Below are 18,697 nucleotides of genomic sequence, written 5' to 3'. Positions count from 1 at the left end.
AGTTGCAAAGGAGCTTTTTTGCACCTGATTTGGTATTGTAACATAAAGGGTGGAAAAATGGTTGAAGATGTAAATGATTTCAAAAATACAAAAAAGGGGAAGGCAGCATGTTTCGGTTCGAACAGCTGACGTATTTCGTGACGACCGTGGAAAAAGGGAGCCTGAACAAGGCGGCCAAGGCGCTGTACATTTCCCAGCCGGCTTTAACGAAGCAGCTGGCTCAGCTGGAGAGCCAATTGGCATGCGTTTTGTTTCATCGCAGGATGACGGGGATTGAGCTGACAGAGGCGGGACGGTATTTTTACGAGCGAGCCTGCATGATCCTGGAGCAGGTCGAACAGACCGTGGAGGGAATCAAGCGGTTCAGCCGACAAAATCCGCTGCGGATTGGCGCGCTGCCAAGCATCGCCAATTATTACCTGCCCGACATCATCGCGGCCTATACGGAAGACGAGCAAAGCCGTGTGTCGATTACTGTCCGGGATACCACAAGCGAACTGGTCGCGCTGCTGGAGCAAGGTTCGCTTGATTTGGCCTTTGCTCAGGACTTTGCCGGTCATGCCGAATTGCCAGGCCGCGAGCTTTTCCAGGAACCGTATCTGGCCGTGCTCCCGGCCCATCATCCCATGGCGGAGCAGGAGACCGTGGATTTTTTGGCCTTCTGCCGGGAAAAACTGCTGATTCACCGGGATCCTTGCGACATCCGCAGCAATTTTCGCCGCTATTGCAACAAGCTGGGCATTCAGCCGGAGAATGTTCTGGAACTGGACTTCAATGATTCGCTTTTGACCTATGCGGCCAAAGGGCAGGGGCTTACCTTTGTTCCGCAGATGATGGCGGAAGGGATCCGCGATCCTCACTTGACCGTCCGTCCGTTTGAACAGCCATTTACCCGTACAATCGATGTGATTTTTCAGCGGGATGCCGCAGGTGAAGTGGAACAGCTCTGCTTGAAAAAAGAGAGCGCATCCTAGTCGTTGGATGATACAGAAACCAGCTTTCCCCACGTCTCCCAGTTGAGCAGCAGGATGCCGGTCAGAACGCCGATCCCCCCGCAAATGCCGATCACAGTCAGCTGCTCTCCCAGAAACGCGGCGCCGATGCCCATGGCAATCACCGGAGCCACGTAAGTCCAGGTGGTAGGGAAGGTAGCATTCGTCTCTTTTACCAGCCAGTAATAGATGGTAGAAGCGATGATGGAGGCGACGACGGCCAGGTAGAACAGCGCCAGCAGGGAGGAAGCGGTAAACGCCACGGCTGCGATCGGTTCCGTAACGGCGGAGATCAGGAACAAGCCGATGCTGGCAAAGACCATCTGGTATCCGTTAAAGACGAACGGTGACAGCTTTTTCACGATCTTCCGCGATCGAACCGCTCCGATGGAGAAGAACAGCTCGGAGGCAATGATAAACAGTTTGCTGAAAAAGGAATACCAGCCGTAGTCTTCCCCGTCCAACTGATTGCTGAGGATGAGGGCGGCTCCCGATACGCTCAGCAAAAGTCCGGCCAGCACGTACCAGCGGAAGCGGATCTGCTTGTAGAAGACGCTGACCAGTGTGGTAAAAATGGGAGCGGACGCGACCAGCAAGGCAGCGGTTCCGGAAGAAATGTACTGTTCGCCCCAAAACAGAGCGGCAAACGGAATCGTCGTCATCAGCAGCCCGAGAATCGCCATTTCTCCGTATTCTCGCAGGGTAAGCCACCTGAATTGTTTTCGCCAGGCCATGAACAAGAGAACAATGGCCCCGGCCAGGAAGAAGCGGAGTCCGGCAAACAAGAAGGGGGGAATTCCTTCTTCCAGTCCGATTTTTATCATGAAGTAAGTCGTGCCAAAGATCAGGCACATCACCACGTATCCGATGATCATCGGTGAATCTCTCCTTTTTTTTCTTCCATCATAACGGCGGAGAGAAAGCGGGCTGTACTATCGATTGGGAAGAAGGGATATAACCTGCAGTTATAGTGGAGGGTAACCGTGGCATGGCAGGGTAGTAGAGGGAAGAGGGGTGAGGAACCATCGACTTGCGTGTATTGCAAACGTTTGTGGTGGCGGCGACCACGGAAAACTTTCACCAGGCGGCAGAGACGCTGTTTATCGCCCAGCCGACGGTAAGCCAGCATATCCGGCTGCTGGAGAAGGAATTGGGAATCGAATTGTTTGTGCGCATCGGAAAGCGGGTGAGACTGACACCGGCGGGAAAGCGTTTTTTTCCTCATGCGAAAAGCTTGCTGGATCAATGGCACAGCGGCATGGAGGACCTGCTCGCCTGGCGCCAGGGCTACCAGGACAGGCTGCAGCTGGCCGTCTCGCCGACGATTGCCAGAACGTCGCTCTTGCACCTGATCCACCGCTACACCAAACTGTATCCCGATGTGGATATTTCCATCAAGATTGTCGAATCAATCGAAATCGGCCCGCTTGTTCAAAGCGGCCAGGCCGATTTGGGGCTGACGCGGATGATTCCGGGAGAGTTCCAATTGGCTTGTTATCTTTTGCACGATGACCCGATCGTGTTTGCCGTTCCGCACAACGGCGGTGACATGGAAGCGCCGCTGCCGGATTGGGAGCAGGAACTGACGACAAAGCGGCTTTTAACCCACAACCATCCAGGATACTGGGACGAACTGCTTTTGCAGCTGCGGCAGCGGGGCCTTGCCCTGCGGACGATGGTTGTGTCCCAGACGGATATCACCAAACGTTTTATTGAGGAAGGATTGGGCGTCTCGTTTCTGCCACGTTCGGCGATCAGCCGCGATCTGTTTGAAAATCGCTTTATCGAGCTGCCGACACCCGGGTTGGAACTTCCCAAAGTGGCTTCCTATCTGGTGCTGCCAAAAGTAAGCGCTTCCGAAACCGTTCAACGCTTTGTCGACATATTGGCGGCATTGTACCCGCCTCTTCCTTTGGTGAATGATTGATTATGAATTGTAATTAATGGGCGCTGATACTTTTATTTCCCCTCTTAAGAAGGGGTTGTTATACTGGAGATAACAAGGGAGTGATCGAAAATGGCAGGAAATATCATCGCGATTGGTTTGGAAGGCATTGTCGTGGCTGAGACCGACCTCAGTCTGGTGGATGGCATCAACGGCCACCTGGTTTATCGCAACTACTGGGCTCGCGACCTGGCGATCAACCATACGTTTGAGGAAGTAGCCCATCTGCTCTGGTACGGACATTTGCCAAACGAACAGGAACTGGCAGAGTTGAAGGCAAAGCTGAAAGCAAATCGAGCGCTGCCGGCTCACGTGAAAACGGTACTGGACCTCATTCCGAAAGACGTTGACATGATGAGCGTGCTGCGCACGGGTGTATCCGCGCTGGGTGAAGCGGGGCACAGCTGGCCGCCGTCGCTGGATCAGGTGATTGCCCTGACGGCCAAAATGCCGACGATCGTGGCTTACCGCCACGCCCGCCTGGAAGGGCGTGAGCCGCTTGAGCCCAATCAGGATTTGGATCATACAGCGAACTACCTGTACATGCTGAAAGGGGAAACCCCGAATTCAGCCCATGTCCGTGCGTTGGACGCCTACCTGATTTTGACGCAGGAGCACGGCATGAATGCCTCAACCTTTGCCGGACGCGTCGTCGCATCGACCCAGTCCGACCTGATTTCTTCCATCACCGCCGCGATCGGCGCGTTGAAGGGACCATTGCACGGCGGCGCACCGTCCGAGGTAACGGAGATGATCGAAGCGATCGGAACCAAGGAAAACGCCGAACCGTGGATGCGCGCCAAGCTGGAAAAGGGCGAGCGCCTGATGGGCTTCGGTCACCGCGTCTACAGGACCACCGACCCGCGCGCTACTGCGCTTCGCGTGGTAGCCTCCGAGCTGTCCGCCAACGATCCGTGGTTTGATCTGGCTACCCATGTGGAGCAGGTAGGGCTGAAGCTGCTGGCTGAGTACAAACCAAACCGCAAGCTGAACACCAATGTAGAGTTCTTCGCCGCAGCCGTGATGCGCGCTGTCGGTCTGGACGATTCTCTCTTTACGCCTACCTTTGCCGTCAGCCGCGTAGTGGGATGGTCGGCCCATGTGTTGGAGCAGGCGCAAAACAACCGGATTATCCGCCCGCAATCCAACTACACGGGCAAGATTCCGGAATAAGATTTGTCAAAAGAAATCGGGAGCTTCCTCACAGGGGCTCCCGTTGTTTTTTGCCGCTTATTCCGTTCGGGGCTTGGTCGGATCGCATGCGGGCTGTGCCACCTCCGAGACCTGTGCCCGGAGGCGTCCAGGGGGGTGCTTGGTTAAACAGTCGTTTCATATTCCTATCTCCACCAAACCTCCTGAGGCAGCAGCACGACATTGACCGGGAAGTTTAATACAACACCATGTTGCCCGTCTGCTTCATGTGCCGTTCCGCCCGTCTGAGCAGAAAAGCGGAGATCAGCACCAGCAACGCAAGAACAGCGACGAGCAACCCAAGATCTCTGCCCAGTTCCCACAGCGAAGCTCCCTCCATCAGCAGCTTCCGAACCATGTGCAGCGCATAGGTTAGCGGGAAGCAGAAGGAGATGATTTTTGCCCAGAAGGGGAAGGCAAGCGGCGGAATGCCTACCCCGGCGAAAATCTGCATCGGCTCATCCAGTACGGTATAGAGAAAGCTGGAATCCCGGGAAAAGAGGAACAGCACGGTGAGAAAGCCGCCCCACACCGCGGCGGAAAGCAACAGGATGAAGAAGGCGAGGGGAACGCTTACCCAGCTGCTTACCCGGATCCCGTCGATGAAGAACAGGCCGAGGAGCGAAAAGGTAAAAAACAGCCAGACGCCCTCCACGAGCGAAGAAAGGGAGCGCCCGTAAATAAACGTCAAACGGTTGACCGGGGTAATGAAGATCATCTCCATCGTTCCCGATTGGCGTTCGAAGCTCAATTGCCACGCCGACTGCACCAGACACCAGAAGAAGATGTAGCCCAGGTAGCCGGTGAGCAAAAAGAGGGCCAGCTGGTCAAGCCCAATGAAGCGTCCCAAGGGCGAACCCTGCCCCAGCTGAAACGGGAGAAACGAGTAGTAGGCGGTAACAAACTTGATCACCGGCCAAACCAGCAGGCTAAAGTAGATAAAGTGACTGTGAAAGGAATTGCGGTGCTCTTTTTTCATCTCCGCCCAAAGCAGATGGAGCCACTCTTTCATGCTGATCTCCTTTCTGCCAGATGGAGAATGACGTCCTCCAGGGAAGGCTGCTCCGTTGTAAGCCGCAGGACAGGAATATGATTCTTTGCGAGAGCAGCGATTACGTCTGTGGTCAAGTCGGATTCACTGCGGAAGACCAGTTCGACGCTGGCCGATTCAGGCAGTTCAACCGTCTCCCATCTGCCTCGTTCGCTGCGTGTCAGATGGTGCAGGTCACGTGCAAGCGACTCCGGCAAAAACGGTACCGTCACCCGCAGCGTGCTCTCTTTAAACAGTGATTTTGTCAGCTTTTCCGGGGTGTCGTGAGCAACCAGCTTTCCCTTGTTGATGATGTACACCTCGTCGCACAGTTCCTCCACTTCATGAATGTAATGGCTGGTCAACAAAATCGCTTTGCCCTGTTCCGTCGCCAGCTCCTTTACATGTTGGCGCAAATGTCTGGCGATCGGAGCGTCCAAACCAAGCGTCGGTTCGTCGAGAAAGATGTACTTCGGATCGTTGATCAACCCGCGGGCGATTTGCAGACGCTGTTTCATCCCTTTTGAATACCGTTCAACAGGAGTGTCTGCCGCCTCTTCCAGACCCACTTGCTTTAACAGCTGCGCGATCCGGGCGGCAAGAGACTCGCCGGTAAGGCCGTACAAGCTGCCGAAGTAGACGAGGTTCTCTCTGCCGGTCAGCCGCCAGTACAGCATCCGCTCCCCGCCGGCGATCATGTTTACCATCGCTTTTACCTGGCGATCGTGCTTGACCGCATCCAACCCGTCTACGTTAATGGAGCCGCTTGACGGTTCCAACAGGGTCGCGCACATCTTGATCGTCGTCGTCTTCCCGGCCCCGTTGATTCCGAGCAAACCGATGATCTTCCCCGGCTCCATGTGAAAAGAGAGGTCGGTGACAGCCTCCACTTCCTTCCACTCTCGCTTGAAGAAACCTTTACGCTCTTTTGTGCGATACACCTTGCTTACTTGATCCACGATGAACATCTGTAATCAAAGCCTCCTATCCAAAAATGGATTCCACAATCCGTTTTTCCATGCGGCGAATCCCGAATGTTCCGACAACCAGGTAGATCACGGACAGCACACCTGCATGAATGAACTGCGGCATGTTTTCCAGAAGTCCGTGGCCGTGGATGACGCTGCCGCGAAAGGCCTCCAGCATCGGGGTCAACGGCATGATCAGACTGAGCGGCTGCAGCCATTCCGGCAGGTAGGGAACGGGAAATGTGACACCGGATACAAACGCCATCACGACAAACAGGGTATTTTGCGTGATATAGGTGTCGCGGAAGTAAAGCATGAGCGTGCCGAGCAAGAGCGCCTGGCAGAAAAAGGCGCCGGTCGCAAGGAACCAGATGATAACCGCGGCAAGCACATCTGTCTTTTCCAGCGACAATCCGAAAAAGAGTCCGAAGCCGATAATCACGGAAAATTCAAACACGGTTCGCATCACCTGCTGGGTGACGTTGCCGAGGAAGTAGCCTTTTCGCGAAGAAGGGGTTAAGAGCAGCGCTTCCAAGGTGCCCTCGCGCAGTTCCGTAATGAGGGAGCGGCTTACGTTCATCAGGGTAGACACCGCCAGTGAATAGATGGCACCGCCCAAAATCGCATAGGTGAGGTAATCCTCCGAATGGGCAAAGTGGATAAAGCGTTCATCCAGGCTGCCGGCGAAGACGTAGGTATAGGCGAAGTAGGCGAACATGACCGTATAAGTCCCGGCTAAAATATGGCCGATGGCAAACGACCAGGGGTAGGCGCGAAACATGACGATGGTGTTGCGGATCAATGTGGCTTTGGCAACGTGAAGCAAGGTTACTTCCTCCTCTCAGACAGGGTGGGATCAGGCATGTCGATAAATTCGTGGATGTCGACGGCCAACTGCTCCAGACGGGAGGGCATGCCGCGGTAAAAAACGTAACGACCGCGCCGTTCGCTCCAGACGAAGTTGGACTCGGCCAGCAGCTTGATGTGCTTGGTGACAGCCGGTTCGGTGATGCCGTGAAGTGCCGCCAGCTGCTGGATGCAGTAGGGGTGTTCCAGCAGTGATTTCAGGATCGCGACACGAGTGGGATCGCCCAATACCTTCATTTTGGCAATAAAATCGTTCGGGATCGTGGCTCTCGCCGTTGTTCCCGGTACGTCCACATGCAGGGCAACAGATATTCGGTCTCCCGGGTATATGCCCAAAAGCAGGTGAGGGGCGACAAAGGTAGTCGGCTTCACATAGATGTGCTTCAGCTCCCGATAGAAAAACGTGTAGGTCCTCGCCTTGTGGAATTGCAGAAACGCATCGTGCACGTGAAGGCGGGGATGAATCTCTTCCAGGAAGCCGACGGGATCATGCTGCAGCTTTTCCTGTGATTCATGGACGCTGCGGATCAGCCAGGGCTCGATGCGGCGCTGCTCTTTTTGAAAATAGGGCAGGTACTCATAACAGAAATCGAGAAAAGCGCGTCGCGTCGCCAACGGCCTGCGGATCAGCTCCCGGTGTTCCGGTTTCAGCTGCTCAAACTTCTCGTCTGTCCGTCCCTGCATCCAGGCGTCAATCTGCTGCGGGTGATAGACCGGCCCCATCATCGCCTGTACGAATTCTGCCGCAGGCATTTTCTCGTAAAGCTCCAGCCCTGCTTCTACCGACGGGAACAACGATTCCTGCCAGGGCACGATTGGATCCATGATGTCGAAAAAGATGCCGGACATGGTACTGAAGGAGGCGAGCTCTTCGCGAAGTTTTGGCGGCAAGCTCTCCAGCATTTCATTTGCCCAGGAGTGCCGCGACGTATGATGTTCGGGTTGGGCCAGCACGTGGAGGCTGAGAAAAAACTCGTAGCAGGGCAGATAGATGACGGAGACATGTTTTCTGAGCCACAGCGGCAGATCGTGCATGCTTACACCTCCTCTCTCGATTAACCAAATGGTTCATTCATTTTTCTTTTTGGCAAAAGTAGAGATATTATGCGGGGGGAGGAACTTTTTGTCAACAAAAAAACCACCCTTGTACAGGAGTGGTTGAATAGGATACAGCACGTATTTAATTGCTCTCTGCTTTCAGGGCAGGATCCTGCGTGCGACCTCCCCATTTTCGATCCAGCATGCCGGATGTCAAATACACGCCAAGAAAGACGAGCAATCCGCCCCAGACTTGTGCTCCGGTAATCTTTTCGCCCAGGATCATGCTGATCATAGCTGTAAATACAGGAATCAAATTAAGGAAGACTCCTGCTTTGCTGGCTCCAATCGCACGAACGGATAAATTCCAGAAAACAAACGAACACACAGACGGAAAAATGACCATGTAGATAATTCCCGTCACAGCCAATGGTCCGATGTTCGCCATATCGATTCCTTGTGCGAGGGCAAAAGGAGCCATCATCAGCGTCGCAAAAAGAGTCGATACAGCCGTAGCGGTGATGGGGGGAATGGCAAGACGCTTGCCAAGGATGGAGTAAAATGTCCAGATCATAACCGCCGCCAACATGTACAAATCGCCGGTGTTATACTCGGTATGAAAGACTTGACCCAGTTTCCCTTGTGTCAAGATCACCAGTACGCCAAACAGCGAAAGAACAACCCCCGACACTTGTATTCCGGAAATTCTCTCCCGAAGCAAAAAGACGGAACATAACACGATCACGCCAGGATTCAAGGCGCTGACCAGGGCCGCATTCGTTGCCGAAGTATACTGGAGCGCTGAATAAAGAACCAGGTTGTAACCGATCCCCCCCAGTGCCCCCATCCCGACCAGCGGAATCCACGCCTGTCGTACTGCCTTCCAGTCCGGCTTTTCAAAAAAACAAGCGATCGGAAACAAGAAAAACAAGGCCAACAGCCAACGGGAGAATGTGATCCAGAGCGGTGTCATCTCCGCGATCACGTACTTTCCAAACACATAGTTACCCGCCCAAAACAAGTTGCACAAGATCAACATCAGCCAAATCCGGAATGCCCCCATACAGTTCCCGCCCTCCTCGCGTCCGATCAGGGAATCGACGCTTTTCTTTTTCTACGATTTTGACATATTGATAAAAAGCGATATAGTTTATGTATGGATATCTTGGATGTATGTAAAGCACTTTCAAATGAAACCCGGTTACAGATCTTAGAGTGGTTAAAAGAGCCTGAGAAACATTTTCCGCCTCAAGAAAGTGGTGATATGAAGGAAATCGGGGTGTGTGTGAGTCACATTCACGATAAAGTGGGACTCTCACAATCTACAGTTTCTCATTTTCTGTTGAAATTAGAAAGAGCGGGTTTGCTTACTTCCCATCGCGTAGGAAAATGGACCTATTACAAAAGAAACGAAGAAAACATTCAAAAAATAGCGGAGTATATCAAACACAAGCTTTAGGAAATCCAGGCTGGATCATGTCATTCATCAAACATGATTCAGCCTTTTCTCATACAGGGATGAAAATGCCAAATCGATAAAAGCAAATCGAATGGGGCATGGTAGTAACGTAGCATGCTTACACTTTTGGACTCGAAACTCGCGTCTTTTTCGATTATCATATTGATAAATCTAGATATTTATAAATATGGATATGGAGGACAATCATGAACCGGTTTGATAAGCACAAGGGATATTCACGCATGTTTCAGGAAAATCATCTGACACTCGGATTGTTCTTTCCGTTGGAAGCATACGAGGGCAGCATTCCGGAAATGAACCTGGAAAAGCAAATAAAACTGGCCAAAAGAGCAGAGGAGCTAAATTTTGCTGCATTGTGGGTCAGGGATGTTCCGTTGTATGACCCCCATTTCGGCGATGTCGGCCAAATCTATGATCCCTGGGTCTATCTGGGGTATTTGGCCGCCCATACAGAGCGCATTGCATTGGGGACCGCGAGTGTCATTTTAACCTTGCGGCATCCGCTGCATGTGGCGAAAGCAGCCGCTTCCATCGACAAGATATCAGGCGAACGCCTGGTTCTCGGGGTGGCGACGGGGGATCGACCTGTCGAATTTCCAGCTTTTTCTGTTGACCCCGAAGAGCGCGGCGCCTTGTTTCAGGAATCGATCATGGTCATGAAAAAAGTATGGGAGGAGGAATTTCCTGCTGTCAGCTCGCCGCGGGTCCAACTGTGGAATGGGGACGTGCTGCCCAAACCGCGTCTATTCGACATTCCGGTGCTGGTAACCGGACACAGCTCTCAGTCCCCTGAATGGATAGCCGAGAACAGTGACGGCTGGCTGTACTATCCCCGACACCTGAAATTCCAAACGGAACTGATTAAAAACTGGCGCTCTCTTACCGATCGGTTTAAACCATTCAGCCAGTCCCTGTATGTAGATTTGACGGAAGACCCGAATCATGAGCCAGTCCCCATTCATTTAGGGTTCCGAATCGGGCGCAATCCTCTCATTCAATTCCTGGAGAGTCTGAAAAATGCGGGTGTCAATCATGTGATCCTCAACGTAAAATATGGCCAGCGCCCTGCTGAGGAAGTGATTGAAGAAATAGGGGAAGAAGTTCTTCCGCACTTTCCTGCATTAGCCGGGGAGTGACTCTGTGATATAACAGGCAAAAGTCCAGCCGCGATGGCTGGACTTCAATTTTTAGCGTTCATAATGGCATGCAGCTGCTCTACGTGATGGATCCGGATTGTTCGATTGGACACGGTGACAATTCCGTTCTTTTCCCACTGCTGAAGAATTTTATATACGGTAATTCTCGAGGTGCCAGCATAGAGGGAAAGGGACGTTTGATTGATGACGATTGTCTCGTTTTGCTGCTTTTTGAACAGTTTGCACAGAAAGTAAGCCAACTGTTGTTCGACCGGATTGTCTTGAATCGAAACGATTTCAGCAAGGTAACGCTGTTTTTGGATGAGGGAATTGATTAATAAATCTGCGGCTTCCGTATGCTCTTGACATAAACGCTGGAAGGCTTCGTCAGAAAAGAAGTAGAGAACGGAGGGTTTTGTAACAAGGGCTGTTGTGAAGTAGGGTTCTTTTTTGATTCCTTGTTCTCCTAACAGCTCTCCTGGAGAAACAAAATCAATGATTCTTTCGTCCCCTTTGTTTGAAACCAATCGGATATGGATCTCTCCATCATGCAAGTAATAGAATCCCTTGCCTAATTCCCCCTGACAAAACACCGTGGCGTGTTTCTTGTAGCACCGTCTTTGCCCCCATGACAAGAATGGCTCAAAAGCATACCTGCTTTCCTGCATCTTTGTCATCCTTTCAAAACGTGATCATTATGGCATTCGTTCTTTTAGACAAGTTCTCTAAAAAAATATGATTACCTTCCATAAGAAATAAACGGGAGAAATGTAAACTGGTTAATATTCGCAATAATGAAAATTTTATTACGATACTCATACGAGCTGCAGAAACTTGCTGAGGGGTGAAAGGATGAAACAAATACGGTTTCATGGCCGCGGCGGACAGGGAGCAGTAATGGCCTCGGAGCTGTTATGTCACGCTCTCGTTCGTGAAGGAAATTACGGTCAGTCCATTCCTGCTTATGGATTTGAACGTCGCGGAGCGCCGTTAGAGGCTTTTGTAAAACTGGATGACAAACCCATTCGTGAAAGGACGCAGGTGTACGAACCCGACGGAATTATCGTTCTGGACGCGACGTTGACTACTCAAATTCCCGTCTTTCATGGAATGAAGCAAAACGGATTCGCCATCTTGAATTCCCGTAAAAAAATTACGCTGGAAGAGATTCCGGGGAATGTTGAAATTCTGGCCACCATCGATGCGAATCGGGTTGCACTGGACGTTTTCAACGCTCCGATCACAAATACCATCATGCTGGGAGCGTTTGCTTCAGCAACAGGCTTGGTTCAACTGGATTCGCTCACTGCGTGTATTGCGGAATACTTCCCCCAAAAAATTGTGGAGAAAAATTTACAGGCAGTGAAACGTGGTTTCAACGAAGTGCTAATCACCAAGCGGACGATTCCTCTACAGAAAGTGAAGTGATGTGAAATGGGAAAGCATGAGGTGCCGGATAAACTGTACAAGTTGACCGGAGATGACGTGGCATCTGTCGGAAAAGGACTGTATGTAGTGAATACCGGGTTATGGCGTTATCAACGGCCCGTAACGGATCCGGATTTGTGCAAGCGGTGCTCCGCCTGTTACATGTATTGCCCCGTAGGATGCAAATTGGAGCTGAACACGCATTACGATACCAATCTGGATTGGTGCAAAGGCTGCGGAATTTGCGCGGAAGTGTGTCCGGCAAATGCCATTACCATGTACGAAGAAGTTGGTGAAGAATAATGGGCAAAATTGATGTGTTAAACGGAAATAAAGCGGCGGCATGGGGTGCCAAGCTTGCCCGTGTATCGCTTATGGCAGCGTATCCGATTACGCCGCAAACACCACTTGTGGAGTACCTGGCTACGTTTGTTGCGGATGGGGAAATTGATGCCGACCTGGTGGAAGTGGAAAGCGAGCATACGGCACTCAGTGTGCTCCAGGGCGGCGTGTTTGCCGGTGCCCGAACGTTTACAGGCACGAGCTCCCAGGGACTGGCGCTGATGTATGAACCTTACCTTCGAACCAGCACCATGCGTTTGCCGATCGTGATGGCGCTGGTCACGCGTGAAGTCATTTCGCCGCAAACCGTTTGGGGCGGGCAGCAGGATGCGGTAACCGTGAAGGAAGCCGGATGGATCCAAATCTGGTGTGAGAGCAATCAGGAGGTTTTGGACTCCGTTGTTCAAGCCTATAAAATTGCGGAAAACAAAAATGTCTTGTTGCCGGTCAATGTCTGTTATGACGGATTCTCTCTCTCCCATATGGCAGAAAGAGTAGAGATACCGGATCAGGAGATGGTTGACCAATTTTTGCCGAAACCATCGATTACGCATGTGAAGCTGGATCCGGATGCACCGATGTCTGTTGACCCATTGACAGCCGGACCGATGCTTACCGAATTCAGACACAAGCAAGTGACGGCGATGAATCATTCCAGAAAAGTGATCGAAGAAGTTCGCAAGGAGTGGCTGGAGCTTTTTGGCCGAGATCATGGCGGAATGGTCGACCTTTATCGAATGGAGGATGCCGAGATTGCCATCGTCTGTATGGGGAGCCCTTCAGGTACAGCGAGAGTAGCGATTGATGAAATGCGGGAGCATGGCATTAAAGTAGGCATGGTCAGGATTCGCGTGCTGCGTCCATTCCCGGTTGAGGAAGTCCGCCACTGGCTCTCTCGCGTGAAAGCGATTGGCTGCATTGATCGCAACGTATCCTTTGCGTGGGGATATGGAACCAGCTACCTGGAATTGAAAATGTCGTTTGGCGGGCTAAGAATGCCCCCCACGATTGACTTTATCGGCGGGTTAGGCGGATCGGATGTCACACTTGACCAAATCAAAGAGGCCATTGTGATCACGCAATATGTCGCAGAAGGCGGCACGTATCAGGACGTTACCTGGTTCGGGCTGGACAAGGTTGAGATAGAGAAGCTCTTTGACAAAGAAGAACGCCCCGAAAAGGAGGGAATCCGTTCATGAGTACACCCGACAGCAAGAACTATTCGACAATACCAAGCGGCGCAAAACCTACATTGGTGAAGAATGATGCGTTTTTTACGAAGAAGCGATTCGGATTCATTTTTCGTGAAGAAAAGAAAATAAAAGAAGCGTACAAGGAAATCACAAAAGTGGAGGATTTGTTGTCGCCGGGAAATTCAGCCTGTCTTGGCTGTCACGCGGAGCTGGCGCTAAGAACAACGCTCAGAGTTCTCGGCCCAAACACCATCCTCGCCATTCCCCCGGGCTGTATGGGAGGGATCGGTGTAGTAGGATTCCAGGGTGGATCGGGAACCAAAATACCGGTATTCTTTCCGCTGCTGGACAACACATCGGCGATGCTGTCCGGAATCAAGCGTCAATACCAGCGGGAAGGGCGCGATGTTCATGTCGTGGCGTTTGCCGGTGACGGCGGAACAGCGGACGCCGGTTTCCAATCGTTGTCGGGTGCGGCGGAACGCGGCGAAAACATCATCTATATTTGTTACGACAACGAAGCCTACATGAATACAGGCGTTCAACGAAGCGGAACGACGCCAAAATGGTCTTGGACACAAACCACGCCCGTGGGCGACAAGGGAAGGGGGAAATCTCAGAAAGGAAAAGATATGCCGATGATCATGGCCGCACATGGGATTCCTTATGTAGCGACGGCTAACCCTTCCTATCTGCCGGATTATATTGAGAAGCTGAAAAAAGCGATGCAGGTGAAAAACGGCATGTCCTATATTCACTTGTACTCAGGCTGTCCGACCGGGTGGAAATTCCCGACGGAAAAAACGATTGAGGTAGGCAGACTTGCCGTAGAAACGAACTTGTATCCGCTCTGGGAATGTGAAAACGGGAAGTTTCGGCTGACCTACGAAGTAAAAAGACGCAGACCCATCGAAGAGTACACCCGCTCCATGCAGAAGTACGCACACCTGACCAGTGAAGAAATCGCCTCTCTGCAAGAAATGGTAGACTATAATTACAAGAGGTTGAAAAATTTATGCAAAAACTCATGAACAACCATTCAACGTACCAGGTGGAGATTGAGGCGACCTCTCATGCATGGAGAAAACCGTTTGTATGGCTGTTTGAAAGGCTGTTTCGCGCAGGTGATGCCGTTCGATTGGGAAAAACAACGTTGTTTGTCAAAGACCATACCGGCCAGATCATCCACCAGGAATACTTCGGCAAAAAACGGAAAGCGGCATGGTATCGACAACTGGAAATCGAGAACAAAATGAAAACGATGGGGCCGGAAGAGTTTGTCAAATGGTTAAAAAACTAACATAATGAACCAATAAACAGCAAAACCCTCCTTAGATAGCCGAATTAAGGGGGGATTTGTTTTAAACCGAACGGGAAAAGAGTGGTGACGTAGCGGGTGCAAGTGAGGTCTGCATTTTTTACGATTTTTGGCGATTTCATTCGCAAAGATGACGGAATGATTACCATGGCGGAACTAACCAGATTGCTGGAAACGCTTCACTTCACAGAGGAAGCGATCAAAGCAGCTGTTTTTCGCATGAGGCATCAGAAAATCGTCATTTCCAAGAAAAAAGATGGAAAAATGTACTACCTGTTAACCGAAGAAGGAATCGAGAAAATGGATGAAGGCTTGCGCAGGACGTTTCGTGAATCGGACGTTGTTGAATGGGATGGATGGTGGCGAGTCCTCATTTATTCTGTACCGGAGAAAAAACGACAGCTGCGCGACCAACTGCGCAAGGAAATCACGTGGCTTGGATTTGGCCAGGTCATGCCTGGAACGTGGATTTCGCCATACAACTTGTTTGAACCGGTTAGGAGATTGATAAAACAACATAAATTGGAAAGTTATGTTCAAATGTTTGAATCAAAACACGTTGGTCCTGGCCCCTATCAAACGCTTGTTTCACAAGCATGGGATTTGGATGGAATCAATCAACAATACAGGGGATTTATAGAGGAATTTGAACCGCGGTATCAAGCCTATTGTGCTGAACACGACAAATGGGATGCATGTAAAACCTTTGCGGAACGGGTAATGCTTGTCCACGAATATCGGAAATTCCTGCACATTGATCCACAACTTCCATTAGAGCTGTTACCCATGAACTGGTTAGGGGAAGACGCACGTCATCTTTTCCGCAAAATGTATCAAGCCCTCACTCCGGGTGCGATGCAATTCTACAAACAAGTGCGCAATGACAGAATGGCAGCTTCCGGGGAACGTTAAATGCTTAACGGTTTCCCATTTCGCAGGCGCTATATAATAGAGATATAAGTTGTAAGAATAAAACGGCAGTAACAATAATGTATATATGGAGGGGTATCATGCTCGAGCATTCCATGCATGCGAAGGTAACCTGGGGAGATACGGATATGGCTGGGATTATTTACTACCCCAATTACTTTAACTGGTTTAACAATGGAAGCCTTGAAATGTTTAACGCAATCGGTCTGCCGCCAAGAGAACTCATGTCCCAACAAAAAATTGGATTGCCCCTTTTGGATGTAGGATGCCGTTTTTGTAAACCGCTCTATTTTAACGATGAAATCAGAGTGGTAACCAAACTGGTGGAAGTGAACGAGAAAACATTCCGCTTGGAGCATGAAGTATACAGAGGCGATGAACTGACAGGAAAAGGACACGAATTGCGGGGGTGGGTGCATTTTGATGAAGCTGGAAACTTGAAGGCTTTGCCCATTCCGGATGAAGTTCGAAAGATACTCACAGGCAGCGCGGCGCCAAAAGTCTGAATGTTGGAAATGAAAAAGGAAAGCATTTGATCCTGATCGAGGATCCATGCTTTCCTTTCTCTTTTTAGATAAGCTTCTCCTGGTTTTTCGGTATCAAGAAAACGGCAAGCGAAGCGATCAACCCGGGAATGGCGAAAGTATAAAAACTCCACGCTTGATCCAACTGCCATGACATCAGCAAACCGCCAAGGATCGGACCGGAGATCGCGCCCAATCTGCCGAACCCGAGTGCCCAACCAAGTGCGGTTGCCCGTGTTGTTGAACTGAAGTATTTCGAGATGTACGCATTCAGAATCAACGTAGTCCCGATGGATCCGAAACCGGCGACACCAACCAGCGCGTAAACGGCCAGCAGTGAGGATTTGATGCTAAGAAGCGCAATACAAACCGCGGCGAGGATATAAGAGAGGGTAATGACCCGTTTGGAACCCCAGCGGTCGGCTGCTACACCAGCCAGCAAAGAACCTATGGCAGCAGTAAAGTTGAGCATAAGCAGAAACGATAAGCTTGAGCCGAGAGGATAGCCGGCTTTTATCATCATTTTCGGCAACCAGGTGTTTAATCCATAGATCATTAACAGACCATTGAAGAAGGCAATCCAGAACAGGAGTGTTGCTCTGATATGCTGTTTCGAAAAGAGAGTGAAAAGTGCGGTTAACTTGTTGGCGGTAGAAGCGCTTTCTTTTTCGGTGGAGTCAATGGACTCCAAAGAGATCTGATAGCGTCTCGCAATCTTCTCTGCTTCTTCTTTTCTGTTGCGAGCCATCAGGAAATTGATTGATTCAGGCAAGAATTTGATGATAAAAGGTACGGCGAGAATAGGGAGTACTCCCAGCCAAAACATGAATCGCCAACCAAAATCATTCAGCAAATAAATGGATAAGATGGCTCCCAGCACACCGCCTAATGGATATCCCGTATACATGATTGCATACATCAAGGAGCGACGTTTCTCAGGCGAATATTCAATGGTAAGAGCCGAAACCGTGGGGATCACGCCGCCCAGTCCAAGTCCTCCAATAAAACGGTGCAAGCCGAACATCTCAGGAGAGGTCGCCATCGCCGCAAAGCCCATAAAAACGGAAAACAGGGTCAAGCATGAGATAAGGGTCCATTTTCGTCCAATCAGATCGGTAAGTGTACCAACAAGAACGGCTCCCAACAGCATTCCAATCAACGCATAACTTCCAATCGCCCCGGCCTGGACGGGAGTCATCGACCACTCACTGTACTCCAACAGCTTGGGAAGTACGGCTCCGTAAATGCCCAAGTCGTAGCCTTCGGATAAAATACAGAACCAACAGATTGTTACGACAAGTGCGGTTAAAGAGGTTGAAGTGTGCGTCTTCTCGGTGATTTTGGCGTTAACTGAGGCCGAGCCAGTCAATGCCAGATCGTCATGTGAGCGGTGTGTTTCTTTCCTGCTCATGTTTTCAACTCCTCTCGAATGTTTTGTGAAAGCGCTTACGAATGTAATTATGGAATAATATGAATTTTGAATATATTAACCATTTAACGTTTGATTGGAAATAATCGACGAGAGGCTCAAAGCAAGTGATCACCCGTATATCGCAAGAGTACATCGGGTTGTTTAATATGGATCATCCGATTTTGAATATCGATAACCTGTTCGTTTCTCCATTTTTTTAGAATTTTATAAACGGTGATTCGAGTTAGCCCTGTATAGTTGGCTAGTTCTTGTTGGGTCAGGGAAATCCGGTCATTTTTGCAGACCTGTCTCACCTTCAGCAGAGTGAAGGCAATGTGTTGTTCCGCTGTGAATACGTTCAGCATGATCTCTTCGGTAAGAATGCGCATTTTCTGGATAATGGAATCAACAAAGAGATTGAGGAAAGTAGGGGAAGAGAATATCAGTTCTTTAAAACGCTGATTGGTGAAGTAATAGAGAATGGAATCATCAGAGGCGATCGCTGTTGAAAAATAGGGCTTCTGATCCACAGCTTGTTCACCAAACAGTTTTCCTGGTCCATGAACATCAAGAATTTTATTGCTCCCGTCAGGTTTTATGGAAACGATCTTGATTAATCCCTTGTGCAAGTAATAAAATCCTGATCCCGTTTTGCCTTGTGAATAAATAATGGAGTTTCGTTTCATAAATAAACGTTCCCCGTGTTTCATAAAAGGCTGCCAAAGTTCATCCATCGTCTGATCTTTATAATCCAAGTTGGTAATCATGAATGCACCTCGCCATCTCATAAGGGAATGATGATCTGCCTTTATTATACGTTTTTAAAACGAAAAAATGAATAACGTATATTGGGAATTATCTGAAAAACAAAAAGCGTTTGAAATGAATCGGGACGTGTTCGGGC

General features: G+C 50.2%; 21 protein-coding genes. 12 read left to right on the top strand and 9 right to left on the bottom strand.

Annotated features, from left to right (window positions below):
• Positions 1-107: 107 nt before the first annotated feature.
• Positions 108-974, top strand: coding sequence for a LysR family transcriptional regulator (locus tag ACE99V_RS10675; protein WP_400491065.1), 867 nt, complete (start codon positions 108-110; stop codon positions 972-974).
• Here the strand turns inward: ACE99V_RS10675 and ACE99V_RS10670 are convergent.
• Positions 971-1,867, bottom strand: a complete 897-nt coding sequence (locus tag ACE99V_RS10670) for a DMT family transporter (protein WP_400491064.1) — start codon at positions 1,865-1,867, stop codon at positions 971-973. The genes ACE99V_RS10675 and ACE99V_RS10670 overlap by 4 nt on opposite strands.
• A 149-nt stretch (positions 1,868-2,016) precedes the next feature.
• Here ACE99V_RS10670 and ACE99V_RS10665 point away from each other — a divergent pair, with 149 nt between their 5' ends.
• Together ACE99V_RS10665 and ACE99V_RS10660 are read left to right on the top strand one after the other, a co-directional pair.
• Positions 2,017-2,919 (top strand): LysR family transcriptional regulator, encoded by a 903-nt coding sequence (locus ACE99V_RS10665; RefSeq protein ID WP_400491076.1) that lies wholly within the window; start codon positions 2,017-2,019, stop codon positions 2,917-2,919.
• Positions 2,920-3,009: 90 nt separating this feature from the next.
• On the top strand, positions 3,010-4,110 hold the full coding sequence (locus ACE99V_RS10660) for a citrate synthase (protein WP_400491063.1): 1,101 nt from the start codon (positions 3,010-3,012) through the stop codon (positions 4,108-4,110).
• 214 nt (positions 4,111-4,324) lie between these two features.
• Here the strand turns inward: ACE99V_RS10660 and ACE99V_RS10655 are convergent, their stop codons facing one another.
• The 5 genes from ACE99V_RS10655 to ACE99V_RS10635 all read right to left on the bottom strand — a co-directional run bounded on the left by ACE99V_RS10655 (position 4,325) and on the right by ACE99V_RS10635 (position 9,094).
• Positions 4,325-5,140, bottom strand: a complete 816-nt coding sequence (locus ACE99V_RS10655) for an ABC transporter permease (protein WP_400491062.1) — start codon at positions 5,138-5,140, stop codon at positions 4,325-4,327.
• Entirely contained in the window at positions 5,137-6,126 is a 990-nt protein-coding gene (locus ACE99V_RS10650) for an ABC transporter ATP-binding protein (protein WP_400491061.1), read from the bottom strand. The genes ACE99V_RS10655 and ACE99V_RS10650 overlap by 4 nt, the downstream gene beginning before the upstream one ends.
• A 16-nt stretch (positions 6,127-6,142) precedes the next feature.
• Positions 6,143-6,952, bottom strand: coding sequence for an ABC transporter permease (locus tag ACE99V_RS10645; RefSeq protein ID WP_400491060.1), 810 nt, complete (start codon positions 6,950-6,952; stop codon positions 6,143-6,145).
• Between the two features lie 2 nt (positions 6,953-6,954).
• A complete protein-coding gene (locus ACE99V_RS10640) occupies positions 6,955-8,028 on the bottom strand; it encodes an ArsR/SmtB family transcription factor (protein WP_400491059.1) in 1,074 nt (357 codons plus the stop codon).
• A gap of 145 nt (positions 8,029-8,173) precedes the next feature.
• Positions 8,174-9,094 (bottom strand): DMT family transporter, encoded by a 921-nt coding sequence (locus ACE99V_RS10635; protein WP_400491058.1) that lies wholly within the window; start codon positions 9,092-9,094, stop codon positions 8,174-8,176.
• Between the two features lie 93 nt (positions 9,095-9,187).
• Between ACE99V_RS10635 and ACE99V_RS10630 the strand changes: the two genes are divergently transcribed.
• Entirely contained in the window at positions 9,188-9,490 is a 303-nt protein-coding gene (locus tag ACE99V_RS10630) for an ArsR/SmtB family transcription factor (RefSeq protein WP_400491057.1), read from the top strand.
• 206 nt (positions 9,491-9,696) lie between these two features.
• Positions 9,697-10,647: an LLM class oxidoreductase gene (locus ACE99V_RS10625; protein WP_400491056.1), complete on the top strand. Its 951-nt coding sequence runs from the start codon at positions 9,697-9,699 to the stop codon at positions 10,645-10,647.
• Between the two features lie 44 nt (positions 10,648-10,691).
• Here ACE99V_RS10625 and ACE99V_RS10620 read toward each other — a convergent pair whose 3' ends face one another.
• Positions 10,692-11,315 (bottom strand): Crp/Fnr family transcriptional regulator, encoded by a 624-nt coding sequence (locus ACE99V_RS10620; protein WP_400491055.1) that lies wholly within the window; start codon positions 11,313-11,315, stop codon positions 10,692-10,694.
• Positions 11,316-11,499: 184 nt separating this feature from the next.
• Here ACE99V_RS10620 and ACE99V_RS10615 point away from each other — a divergent pair, with 184 nt between their 5' ends.
• The 7 genes from ACE99V_RS10615 to ACE99V_RS10585 all read left to right on the top strand — a co-directional run bounded on the left by ACE99V_RS10615 (position 11,500) and on the right by ACE99V_RS10585 (position 16,364).
• Positions 11,500-12,075: a 2-oxoacid:acceptor oxidoreductase subunit gamma family protein gene (locus ACE99V_RS10615; RefSeq protein WP_400491054.1), complete on the top strand. Its 576-nt coding sequence runs from the start codon at positions 11,500-11,502 to the stop codon at positions 12,073-12,075.
• 6 nt (positions 12,076-12,081) lie between these two features.
• Positions 12,082-12,378, top strand: a complete 297-nt coding sequence (locus ACE99V_RS10610) for a 4Fe-4S binding protein (RefSeq protein ID WP_400491053.1) — start codon at positions 12,082-12,084, stop codon at positions 12,376-12,378.
• Positions 12,378-13,616 carry a phenylglyoxylate dehydrogenase gene (locus ACE99V_RS10605; RefSeq protein ID WP_400491052.1) on the top strand — a complete coding sequence of 413 codons (1,239 nt, stop codon included), beginning with the start codon at positions 12,378-12,380 and terminating at the stop codon, positions 13,614-13,616. Before ACE99V_RS10610 ends, ACE99V_RS10605 begins: the two co-directional genes overlap by 1 nt.
• Positions 13,613-14,641, top strand: a complete 1,029-nt coding sequence (locus tag ACE99V_RS10600; RefSeq protein WP_400491050.1) for a thiamine pyrophosphate-dependent enzyme — start codon at positions 13,613-13,615, stop codon at positions 14,639-14,641. The genes ACE99V_RS10605 and ACE99V_RS10600 overlap by 4 nt, the downstream gene beginning before the upstream one ends.
• Positions 14,626-14,910 carry a hypothetical protein gene (locus tag ACE99V_RS10595; protein ID WP_400491049.1) on the top strand — a complete coding sequence of 95 codons (285 nt, stop codon included), beginning with the start codon at positions 14,626-14,628 and terminating at the stop codon, positions 14,908-14,910. The genes ACE99V_RS10600 and ACE99V_RS10595 overlap by 16 nt, the downstream gene beginning before the upstream one ends.
• A gap of 102 nt (positions 14,911-15,012) precedes the next feature.
• A complete protein-coding gene (locus ACE99V_RS10590) occupies positions 15,013-15,840 on the top strand; it encodes a PaaX family transcriptional regulator (protein WP_400491048.1) in 828 nt (275 codons plus the stop codon).
• 98 nt (positions 15,841-15,938) lie between these two features.
• Complete coding sequence (locus ACE99V_RS10585) at positions 15,939-16,364, top strand: acyl-CoA thioesterase (protein ID WP_400491047.1); 426 nt, start codon at positions 15,939-15,941, stop codon at positions 16,362-16,364.
• Positions 16,365-16,428: 64 nt separating this feature from the next.
• On the opposite strand, the gene ACE99V_RS10580 is transcribed toward ACE99V_RS10585, so the two are convergent.
• Entirely contained in the window at positions 16,429-17,793 is a 1,365-nt protein-coding gene (locus tag ACE99V_RS10580; RefSeq protein WP_400491046.1) for an MFS transporter, read from the bottom strand.
• Positions 17,794-17,909: 116 nt separating this feature from the next.
• On the bottom strand, positions 17,910-18,560 hold the full coding sequence (locus ACE99V_RS10575; RefSeq protein ID WP_400491045.1) for a Crp/Fnr family transcriptional regulator: 651 nt from the start codon (positions 18,558-18,560) through the stop codon (positions 17,910-17,912).
• Between the last annotated feature and the right edge of the window lie 137 nt (positions 18,561-18,697).

This window comes from Brevibacillus soli, from assembly GCF_044759095.2.
In the GTDB taxonomy this organism is placed as follows: Bacteria; Bacillota; Bacilli; order Brevibacillales; family Brevibacillaceae; genus JBIYSM02.
The sequence above is the reverse complement of the archived record's forward strand: the minus strand, read 5'-3'. Positions and strand labels throughout refer to the sequence as shown.

Coding starts and splice junctions, on each gene's coding strand:
- ACE99V_RS10575 (WP_400491045.1), bottom strand. CDS start 18,560: ATGATTACCAACTTGGATTATAAAGATCAGACGATGGATGAACTTTGG.
- ACE99V_RS10600 (WP_400491050.1), top strand. CDS start 13,613: ATGAGTACACCCGACAGCAAGAACTATTCGACAATACCAAGCGGCGCA.
- ACE99V_RS10580 (WP_400491046.1), bottom strand. CDS start 17,793: ATGAGCAGGAAAGAAACACACCGCTCACATGACGATCTGGCATTGACT.
- ACE99V_RS10640 (WP_400491059.1), bottom strand. CDS start 8,028: ATGCACGATCTGCCGCTGTGGCTCAGAAAACATGTCTCCGTCATCTAT.
- ACE99V_RS10650 (WP_400491061.1), bottom strand. CDS start 6,126: ATGTTCATCGTGGATCAAGTAAGCAAGGTGTATCGCACAAAAGAGCGT.
- ACE99V_RS10655 (WP_400491062.1), bottom strand. CDS start 5,140: ATGAAAGAGTGGCTCCATCTGCTTTGGGCGGAGATGAAAAAAGAGCAC.
- ACE99V_RS10610 (WP_400491053.1), top strand. CDS start 12,082: ATGGGAAAGCATGAGGTGCCGGATAAACTGTACAAGTTGACCGGAGAT.
- ACE99V_RS10635 (WP_400491058.1), bottom strand. CDS start 9,094: ATGGGGGCATTCCGGATTTGGCTGATGTTGATCTTGTGCAACTTGTTT.
- ACE99V_RS10585 (WP_400491047.1), top strand. CDS start 15,939: ATGCTCGAGCATTCCATGCATGCGAAGGTAACCTGGGGAGATACGGAT.
- ACE99V_RS10615 (WP_400491054.1), top strand. CDS start 11,500: ATGAAACAAATACGGTTTCATGGCCGCGGCGGACAGGGAGCAGTAATG.
- ACE99V_RS10595 (WP_400491049.1), top strand. CDS start 14,626: ATGCAAAAACTCATGAACAACCATTCAACGTACCAGGTGGAGATTGAG.
- ACE99V_RS10605 (WP_400491052.1), top strand. CDS start 12,378: ATGGGCAAAATTGATGTGTTAAACGGAAATAAAGCGGCGGCATGGGGT.
- ACE99V_RS10660 (WP_400491063.1), top strand. CDS start 3,010: ATGGCAGGAAATATCATCGCGATTGGTTTGGAAGGCATTGTCGTGGCT.
- ACE99V_RS10670 (WP_400491064.1), bottom strand. CDS start 1,867: ATGATCATCGGATACGTGGTGATGTGCCTGATCTTTGGCACGACTTAC.
- ACE99V_RS10630 (WP_400491057.1), top strand. CDS start 9,188: ATGGATATCTTGGATGTATGTAAAGCACTTTCAAATGAAACCCGGTTA.
- ACE99V_RS10620 (WP_400491055.1), bottom strand. CDS start 11,315: ATGCAGGAAAGCAGGTATGCTTTTGAGCCATTCTTGTCATGGGGGCAA.
- ACE99V_RS10675 (WP_400491065.1), top strand. CDS start 108: ATGTTTCGGTTCGAACAGCTGACGTATTTCGTGACGACCGTGGAAAAA.
- ACE99V_RS10625 (WP_400491056.1), top strand. CDS start 9,697: ATGAACCGGTTTGATAAGCACAAGGGATATTCACGCATGTTTCAGGAA.